Source organism: Mycobacterium sp. OTB74 (genome assembly GCF_029892685.1).
In the GTDB taxonomy this organism is placed as follows: Bacteria; Actinomycetota; Actinomycetes; order Mycobacteriales; family Mycobacteriaceae; genus Mycobacterium.
This window is the reverse complement of sequence record NZ_JARXVD010000057.1, coordinates 1-1,263: the sequence shown is the minus strand read 5'-3', so window position 1 is coordinate 1,263 and position 1,263 is coordinate 1. Positions and strand designations below refer to the sequence as shown.

Annotated in this window: 1 protein-coding gene; it reads right to left on the bottom strand. The window is 61.5% G+C overall.

Translation table 11 applies throughout. The annotated features are described in order from the left end of the window. Positions 1-31: 31 nt before the first annotated feature. A protein-coding gene (locus tag M2432_RS27880; protein ID WP_280830089.1) for an IS3 family transposase occupies positions 32-1,194 on the bottom strand; the annotation gives its coding sequence in 2 pieces (ribosomal slippage) (positions 32-907 and positions 910-1,194; 1,161 coding nt in all). Positions 1,195-1,263 lie beyond the last annotated feature (69 nt).

Sequence of the window (1,263 nt, the reverse complement as noted above, 5' to 3'; positions counted from 1 at the left end):
GGGTCTGCTGCACGATCAGGTGACAGTTTTCTCACGCGGCTTGTCTGGCCGGTGCGGTCATGATTGCTTCGAATTCGATCGGGGTCAACCGGCCTAGTGCGGTTTGGCGTCGGCGGCGGTGGTAGGTGCGTTCGATCCAGGTGACGATGGCGATGCGCAGGTCTTCGCGGGTGCACCAGCGTCGCCGGTTGAGGACGTTTTTCTGCAGGAGACTGAAGAAGCTTTCCATCGCCGCGTTGTCGCCGGCCGCCCCGACGCGTCCCATGGAGCCGACCATGCCGTGACGGTGCAGCGTGTGGACGAATTTTCTGCTGCGAAATTGCGACCCTCTATCGGTGTGGACGATGCAACCGGCGACCTGGCCGCGGCGGGCTGCCGCGTTGTTCAGGGCGGTGGTCGCAAGCCGTGATTTCATCCGTGAGTCGATCGAATAGCCAACGATCCGATTGGAGAACACGTCCTTGATCGCACAGAGGTACAGCTTGCCTTCGGTGGTCGGATGTTCGGTAATATCACTGAGCCACAACTGATTTGGCGCGGCAGCAGTGAAGTCACGCGCTACCAGATCGTCGTGCACCGGCGGCCCGACTCTGGCGTTCTTGCCGCGTTTCTTACCGAACACGCTCCACCACCCGTTGTCGGTACAGATCCGCCACGCGGTCCGCTCGGCCATCAACTCACCGGCCCCGCCGGCCTCCTGGGCCAGGAAGCGGTAGCCGAACTCCGGATCATCGCGGTGCGCATCAAACAAAGCATCGGCCCGGTACGCCTCGACTAGTTCGGCGTCGGTGACCGGGTTGGCCTGCCAGCGGTAATACGGTTGGCGAGCGATATTCAATACCCGACACGTCACCGCCACAGGGATCCCGCCGACGGCCAGCTCGCTCACGAGCGGGTAGAGCCTTTTCCCGGCAGATTGGACTGCGACAGATACGCCGCCGCCCGCCGCAATATCTCATTCTCCTGCTCTAGCAACCGGATTCGCTTACGCGCCTCCCTTAGCTCAGCCGAATCAGCGGCCGTTGAACCGGCCCGTTTGCCGTCCTCGACGTCGGCCTTGTTCATCCACGAGTACAGCGTCGTGAAGTGAATGCCGAAATCTGAGGCGATCTGCTCCAACCGGACATCAGGATCACGGTTGCGAGCCACCCGGACCACATCGTCGCGGAACTCCTTGGGATACGGCTTGGACACGATGACATCCTTTCAGCCCAGCTCTGAAAACTAGGCAGATCAGGTGTCACCTATTCGTGCAGCAGACCC